The organism is Roseibium marinum (assembly GCF_002906165.1).
Lineage (GTDB): Bacteria > Pseudomonadota > Alphaproteobacteria > Rhizobiales > Stappiaceae > Roseibium > Roseibium marinum.
On record NZ_PPCN01000002.1, the window covers coordinates 471700 to 478342 of the forward strand.

Sequence of the window (6643 nt, forward strand, 5' to 3'; positions counted from 1 at the left end):
ATGACAATGTGGATACCGGACATAAAGGCGGCGCAGGGCCCGATTTATCTGGCAATCGCGGATGCGCTGGAAGCCGATATCGGCACCGGCGCCCTGGCGCGGGGAGACCGGTTGCCACCGCAACGGGAACTGGCCTATCGGCTGGGCGTGACCCTCGGCACCATCACAAGGGCCTATGGCGAGGCGGAACGGCGCCGGCTGGTGAAGGGCGAGACCGGCCGCGGCACCTATGTCGCACCGGAAAAACAGAAGGTCTCGCCCCTGATCCCGAGGGAAGAAGAGCCGGAAGCCGTCGATCTGGCCCGCAATTTCGCCTATCCGCATCTCAATCCGAGCCTGTCCGACGGGCTGGTGCGCATGTCCCGGACAGTCGGCATCGACCGGCTGAACGGCTTCGTGCCATCCGAAGGCCTCAGAGCTCACCGCGAAACCGGGGTTCTCGTCTTCAAGGACTACGGCCTTGACGCCGACCCGGCCCGTGTCGCCGTCACCTGCGGCGCGCAGCACGGCATCCAGGTGACCTGTCAGGCCCTCTTCAGGGCGGGCGACGCCATTGCCGTCGATCGTTTCACCTATCCGTCGATTTTCAGTTCCCTTGCGGGCATCGGATTGAAACCGGTTCCGCTTCCCGCCCTGCGGCGCGCGGACGGTGGTTTCGGCGCCATGGATCCGCAGGCGCTCGCCCGGGCGGCGGCAACCCATGGCGTCAAGGGCGTCTTCCTGATGCCGAACATGCAAAATCCGACAACGCACACCATGTCTGTGGAGGAAAGGCAGGATCTCGTCCAGGTGGCGCGGTCCCATGACATCAAGATCGTCGAGGACGATCCCTATACGCCTTTTCTGCCGGAAACGCTGCCGGCTTTCGGTGCGCTCGCCCCGGAACGGACCGCCTCGATCGCCAGCATTTCAAAGGTCTGTTCTCCCGGCAGCCGGATCGGCTTTGTCCATGTGCCGGCCTCTTTCGGAGACAGCATCCGCAACAAGATCGGCGAAAGCACCTGGATGGCTTCGCCGATCACCGCCGAACTGATCGCCGGCTGGGTTCGGGAGGGGCATCTGTTCAAGACGCTGCGCCTGAAGCGGAAAGCCAATCGCGTCCGGTTCCTGAACGCCCGGGATCTCCTGTCCCCCTATTTTCTCCAGGGTGATCCCGACAAGGTGTTCGGCTGGCTGCGGCTGCCGGACGCGGTCGATCCGGATGCGCTTCAGGCCGCGCTTGGCCACCAGGGCGTGGCGGTTCTTTCGTCGCGATATTTTCAGGTGAGGGATCATGCACCGGCCCCCTATCTGCGCATAACCTTCGGATCGGAACCATCCGAAGACCGTTTCCGCTGGGCTCTTGGAAAGGTCAGGGCGACGATCGACCAATTGGCCGACTTGCCGGAGCTGAACCGGCCGGTAGGCTAAGCCCACCTGGACAGCCTTTGACAACAGGCACGGGCCGGTCAATAAGCGGCGCGACAAGGGCATTGCAACCGTGCGCTCCACTGCGCCACGCAGTGACCCGCGACGAGGTGATATGGCGTATTGGCCGAAAAAGAACAGAAAACAAAGACCGCTCGTCTGTAATCCCGACGCGAGCCCCTATGCGGTGTTCCGGGAGGTGGGGCTCGCCATCGGCGGGCGGCGCATCCTGGAGGGGCTTTCCCTGACCCTGTCGGAGCACAGGATCGGCGTAATCGGTCTGAACGGGTCCGGGAAGAGCAGCTTCGTCAGGTTGCTGAACGGGCTGAGAACACCGGACACCGGCAGCCTCGGCCTTTTCGGCGCGCCGGGCGATCAGGCCTTGCCGGAACTGCCGCGCCATGTCGGCTTCGTTTTTCAGAACCCGGATCATCAGGCGATCTTTCCCACGGTCGAGGAAGAGATCGCCTTCGGACTGACGCAGCTCGGCGCCGCCAAGGCTGAAAGCCGCGCCCGCGCCCGTGAGTTTCTCGCCCGCCATGGCTGCGGGCAACTGGCCGGCAGTCCGGTTGCCGAATTGTCCGAGGGCCAGAAGCAGCTCATCTGCATTCTGGCCGTCCTGGTCATGGAGCCACGCCTGCTGGTTCTCGATGAACCGATGACCAGCCTTGACGCGCTGGCCGCTGGCCGGATTCGCGACAAACTTCTGTCCCTGCCCCAGAAGATCGTCATGGTCAGCCACGACCTGGGCCATTTGTCCGGCTTCGACCGGATACTGTGGCTGGAAGACGGGCGCCTGCGCATGGACGGAAAACCTGATAAGGTCCTGGCGGCCTATTCTGCGGATATCCGCCGCAGGCTGGGAACGGAAGCGGAGCTCGCAGCCCTTTGATCTCTATTTACCTGAAAGGCGACAGCTGGGCGCACCGGACGCCCGCCGGCGTCAAGCTTCTGTCGGTGGCGCTCGCAAGCCTGCTGCTGTTCCAGGTTGCCTCTCTCTGGATTTTCCTGCCCTGCCTGATCGCCGTCGTCGCACTCTATGCGTCCCTGGGCCGGGAAGGTCTGGCACAGCTGAAGCTGCTGCGCGGCCTGACGCTGTTTCTCGCGATTCTGGTCGTTCTGCACTGGCTGTCCGGCACGCTCATGGAAGGTGTCGCCGTGGTGCTGCGCCTCGTCGTCATGTTCCTGGCGGCGAATTTCGTCTCGGTGACCACCCGTCTCGACGATATGCTCGAAGCGGTCCGGCCGCTGTTCCTGCCCCTGGAATGGATCGGCTGGTCCTCCCGCAAACCGGCGCTGGGAGTGGCGCTTACCCTGCGCTTCGCACCCCACATGATGCAGGTCTTTTCGATGCTGCGGGAAGCCTGGCAGGCACGGACGGGGTCGAGGACGTCCTGGCGGCTGCTGGCGCCTTTTGCTGTTCAATCGCTGCGCATGTCGGATAATGTAGCCGAAGCCCTGAAGGCACGCGGCGGGTCCGAGGGCCTTCAGGGCTGAGGGAGGAAATACGCCGGCAGGATCCGGCCCTTGCCGGTGAACCGCGCTGTCGGGCAGCGGATGACCACGGTGTCGGAGCGGTCTTGCGGATCCGACAAACAAGAATAAGGAAAAACAGATGACTGACCGGTCTCTTGTGCATGTTGCTTTTTACGCCGCCCTGATTGCCGCCCTCGGCCTGGTGCCGCCGGTGGCCATTCCCCTCATGGGCGGGGTGCCGATCACCGCGCAAACGCTCGGTGTGATGCTGGCCGGGGTGATGCTCGGTCCGGTTCGCGGTGCGCTTGCCGTTCTGCTGTTTTTGTTCCTGGTCGCGCTCGGCGCGCCTTTCCTGTCCGGCGGTCGGGGCGGCTGGGGTGTCTTCATGACGCCGTCTGTCGGCTTCCTGATCGGCTTTCCGGTCGGCGCTTTCGTCGCCGGATGGATCATGCGCGCAACGTCCGACATGAACATCCTTGCCGCGGCGGCAATCTCGGCGGCCATCGGAGGAATTGTCGTGGTCTACGCCTTCGGGGTTCCGGGCGTCGCGATCATGGCGGGCTTGTCATTGCCGAAGGCGGCAATTGCCAGCGTCATCTACATCCCCGGCGATCTGGTCAAGGTGGTGCTGGCCGCGCTGATCACCCAGACGGTTGCCCGCGGCCTGCCGGGAGCCGTTCTCTCTCGCAAGTCGGGCGGTGTGAACGACAAGATATTCGATTGACCCGGCTCAAGGGAACCGCATTCGGAAACGCTCCGTCATGGCTTATGTCGGCGACAATCTGACGTCTTTCGCCACGGAAAAGCCGGAACGCTCCGCTCTGAAATGCGGTGCTGCCGGCTGGACCTGGCGGGAGCTAATCCGCGACATCGAGGCGGTTGAATGTCATATTCAAAGCCGCGCGCCACGCGGCGGCCGGATCGCGTTGTTCCTGCATGACCCGACCGCGCTGCTGATCTGCTTCTTTGCCTGCGTCCGCACCGGCCGGGTCGCCGTGGTCGCGGATGCGGCCTGGCCGCAGGGCCTGAAATCCGTCACGCTGAGCGAGGTCAAGCCGGATCTGTGCATCGACGACAAGAGTTTCGCGGCTGACTGCGGGATCAAATCCCGGCCGGAACGGCTCGCTCGGGCACAGGAAGCACCACCGGGCGAGGCGGACCTCTTTTATGCCGGCTTTACCTCAGGCACCAGCGGCGCGCCCAAGGGCTATGTGCGCACGCACGGGTCCTGGCTGAAGAGTTTCGAGCTCAGCAACCGGGCGTTTGGTGTCACTCGGGCCGATCGGGTGGTTCTTCCCGGCGGGCTGACCCATTCCCTGCACCTTTACGGCGCTGTTTGCGGCCTTGCCTGCGGCCGGGAGGTTGTCCTCCTGCATCGCTTCGATCCGCGCGCCGTACTGAGCGAACTCGGCGGCGCCGGATCGGGAGCCGTTCTTTACGCAACCCCTACCCAGCTTCACTATCTTTGCGAAGCGGCCCGCCGCAGCGGGCCGGTCGATACCGTCCGCCAGGTTCTCGCCAGCGGGGCCAAATGGCGGGACAAGGACCGGACGGCGCTCGCCGGGGTCTTTCCGAAAGCGCAACTGATCGAATTCTACGGCGCTTCGGAAACCAGCTTCATCGCGGTGTCCAGACCGCGCGACAAGGTTCCGGCGGGCTCGGTCGGGCGCGCCGCAACGGGTGTTCAACTCGTCATAGGCGACCCGCACGACCCGGCGCCTGCTGGACGCTCCGGTCCCATCTGGGTCAGGAGCGGCATGTTGTTTTCCGGCTATATCTGCGGCGACGCACCGCAGACCCGCTGGCGGGACGGCTGGCTGACCTTTGGAGACGACGGCTATCTTGACAGCGACGGATTTCTGTTTCTGACCGGCCGCGGCAACCGGATGATCATCACCGGCGGACTGAATGTCTATCCGGAGGAGATCGAAGCGGTTCTGGAGGACCATCCCGCCGTGGCAGTGGCTGTTGTGGCCGGTCTTCCCGATAGTGTCCGTGGCCACAGGCTGGAGGCGGCCGTGCAGCTTTCGGGGCCCTTGCCCGATGCGGCAAGTGTTCTTCGGCGTCACTGCGCAGCCCGTCTCGCCACCGGAAAAGTGCCCCGCAAATTCCATATTCGGGAAAACCTGCCTGTGACCGCGGGGGGAAAACCGGATATTCAGCGGGTCGTTTCCGATCTTCTTCACGGTGAAGGCAAGGAAGACGCATGAGCGCAATACGCCGGGTTGTCATTGCCGCGGCAAGACGCACGGCCATCGCGCCGCGCGGCGGCGTTCTCTCCCGCTTCCAGGCGGATGAACTGGCCGCGCCCGTTCTGGCCCGGCTGGCTGCCGACGGCGGGCTGCCCCTCGACCGGATCGATCACGTTATCCTGGGCAATGCGCTCTATGGCGGCGGCAATCCGGCTCGTCTTGCCGCCCTGCGCGCCGGCCTGCCGCCTTCCGTCCCCGCGCTCACCGTGGATACGCAATGCTGTTCCGGCCTCGACGCCATTCTGCTCGGCGCCCGCATGATCGAGGCCGGAGCGGCCGATTATGTGCTGGCGGGCGGCATGGAAAGTTTCAGCCGCGCGCCGGTCCGCATGCACCGTCCGCAGCCGCCGGACACCCGGCCCGTTGCCTACGACCGGCCCGCTTTTGCCCCGCCGCCCTATGAGGATCCGGATCTTGCGGACGCCGCCGCGCGGCTCGCGGCGGAGCGGGGTATCTCGCGCGGTGCCCAGGCGGAATTCGCCCTGCGCTCGCACGCCAAAGCCGCGGAAGCCGCCGCAACCCTGCGCCGGAGACTGGTGCGGGTGGGCGATACCGGTCCGGACCGGGATAGCTTTACGAGGGACCTTTCCTTCAAGACCGCGATGCGTGCCCCGGTTCTGGCCGGTTCGAGGGACACCGGTCTGAGCGCCGCGACCATCGCCTGCGAGGCCGACGGTGCCGCCGCCGTCTTGCTGATGGCTGAGGACTGTCTGGCGGAAGCCGGCCGGCCTGCCCTCCGGATTACCGACGGCCTGAGATCGGGAGGCGATCCGGCAACTCCAGCGCTCGCACCGATTGGCGTTGCGGAAACCCTGCTTGCGCGTCTCGGACTGATGCCTGAGGATCTCGCGGCGGTCGAACTGATGGAAGCCTATGCGGTTCAGGCGATGGTAACGGCGGATACGCTCAAGCTCGATCCGCAAAAGCTTAACCCGCTTGGCGGCGCCCTGGCGCGCGGACATCCGGTCGGTGCCTCGGGCGCCGTTCTGGCGGTGCAATTGTTTGAAAGGCTGCTCCGGTACGGGGACCGCCCGGAAATTGCCCGCTTCCGTGGCATGGCGCTGATCGCGGCAGCTGGAGGATTGGCCTCAGGCCTGGTTGTCGAGGCTCGCGCCGGGCCTGTTTAGGACTAGGCAAGAGCAAAGGCGGATAAAGACTAACAGGCTGAATTTGCGCGAAAAAATATCCGCGGTGAAATTATTTTCAGGTTTTTTGATTTTTTTCGGATTTGTCCGTTGACGGTAGTGATTGGTGTGCGTATAACGCGGCTCATCGACGGCGGCAACGTCGCTGGCGAGAGGGTTTTTTGTTCTAAATTCCTGAAAATCGGACATTTTGCTCCGGGCTGCAAGGTTCGGGTGTGGATGGTTTTCGCTGGGTTTGGGGTATATCCGAGAGAGCGTTTGTTTCTCTGTTCATTGACAATTTGATTTTGAAGGAAGGGAAGCGTAGGCGGCGTTGGCCTTGCGGGAAGCCTTTATCGGAGCACTTGTGTTTTGGTTTTGGTT

General features: G+C 64.1%; 7 protein-coding genes. 6 read left to right on the forward strand and 1 reads right to left on the reverse strand.

Features of this window, described 5'->3' with window-relative positions:
* The 6 genes from CLV41_RS09150 (at position 1) to CLV41_RS09175 (ending at position 6262) form a co-directional block, all read left to right on the forward strand.
* Positions 1 to 1410: an aminotransferase-like domain-containing protein gene (locus CLV41_RS09150; RefSeq protein WP_208987393.1), complete on the forward strand. Its 1410-nt coding sequence runs from the start codon at positions 1 to 3 to the stop codon at positions 1408 to 1410.
* Positions 1411 to 1522: 112 nt separating this feature from the next.
* A complete protein-coding gene (locus tag CLV41_RS09155; protein ID WP_103221990.1) occupies positions 1523 to 2299 on the forward strand; it encodes an energy-coupling factor ABC transporter ATP-binding protein in 777 nt (258 codons plus the stop codon).
* Positions 2296 to 2904 (forward strand): energy-coupling factor transporter transmembrane component T family protein, encoded by a 609-nt coding sequence (locus tag CLV41_RS09160; protein WP_103221991.1) that lies wholly within the window; start codon positions 2296 to 2298, stop codon positions 2902 to 2904. The genes CLV41_RS09155 and CLV41_RS09160 overlap by 4 nt, the downstream gene beginning before the upstream one ends.
* 118 nt (positions 2905 to 3022) lie before the next feature.
* Positions 3023 to 3607 (forward strand): biotin transporter BioY, encoded by a 585-nt coding sequence (locus CLV41_RS09165; RefSeq protein WP_103221992.1) that lies wholly within the window; start codon positions 3023 to 3025, stop codon positions 3605 to 3607.
* A gap of 37 nt (positions 3608 to 3644) precedes the next feature.
* Positions 3645 to 5093, forward strand: a complete 1449-nt coding sequence (locus tag CLV41_RS09170; protein ID WP_103221993.1) for an AMP-binding protein — start codon at positions 3645 to 3647, stop codon at positions 5091 to 5093.
* A complete protein-coding gene (locus tag CLV41_RS09175; RefSeq protein ID WP_328590036.1) occupies positions 5090 to 6262 on the forward strand; it encodes a thiolase family protein in 1173 nt (390 codons plus the stop codon). Before CLV41_RS09170 ends, CLV41_RS09175 begins: the two co-directional genes overlap by 4 nt.
* On the opposite strand, the gene CLV41_RS27950 is transcribed toward CLV41_RS09175, so the two are convergent.
* Entirely contained in the window at positions 6224 to 6469 is a 246-nt protein-coding gene (locus tag CLV41_RS27950) for a hypothetical protein (protein WP_146048541.1), read from the reverse strand. The two genes, CLV41_RS09175 and CLV41_RS27950, sit on opposite strands and share 39 nt — an antisense overlap.
* Positions 6470 to 6643 lie beyond the last annotated feature (174 nt).

What these genes read in the sequence shown, in the direction of transcription:
- CLV41_RS09150 (WP_208987393.1), top strand. Translation starts at nt 1, where the DNA reads ATGACAATGTGGATACCGGACATAAAGGCGGCGCAGGGCCCGATTTAT.
- CLV41_RS09155 (WP_103221990.1), top strand. Translation starts at nt 1,523, where the DNA reads ATGGCGTATTGGCCGAAAAAGAACAGAAAACAAAGACCGCTCGTCTGT.
- CLV41_RS09165 (WP_103221992.1), top strand. Translation starts at nt 3,023, where the DNA reads ATGACTGACCGGTCTCTTGTGCATGTTGCTTTTTACGCCGCCCTGATT.
- CLV41_RS09170 (WP_103221993.1), top strand. Translation starts at nt 3,645, where the DNA reads ATGGCTTATGTCGGCGACAATCTGACGTCTTTCGCCACGGAAAAGCCG.
- CLV41_RS09175 (WP_328590036.1), top strand. Translation starts at nt 5,090, where the DNA reads ATGAGCGCAATACGCCGGGTTGTCATTGCCGCGGCAAGACGCACGGCC.
- CLV41_RS27950 (WP_146048541.1), bottom strand. Translation starts at nt 6,469, where the DNA reads ATGTCCGATTTTCAGGAATTTAGAACAAAAAACCCTCTCGCCAGCGAC.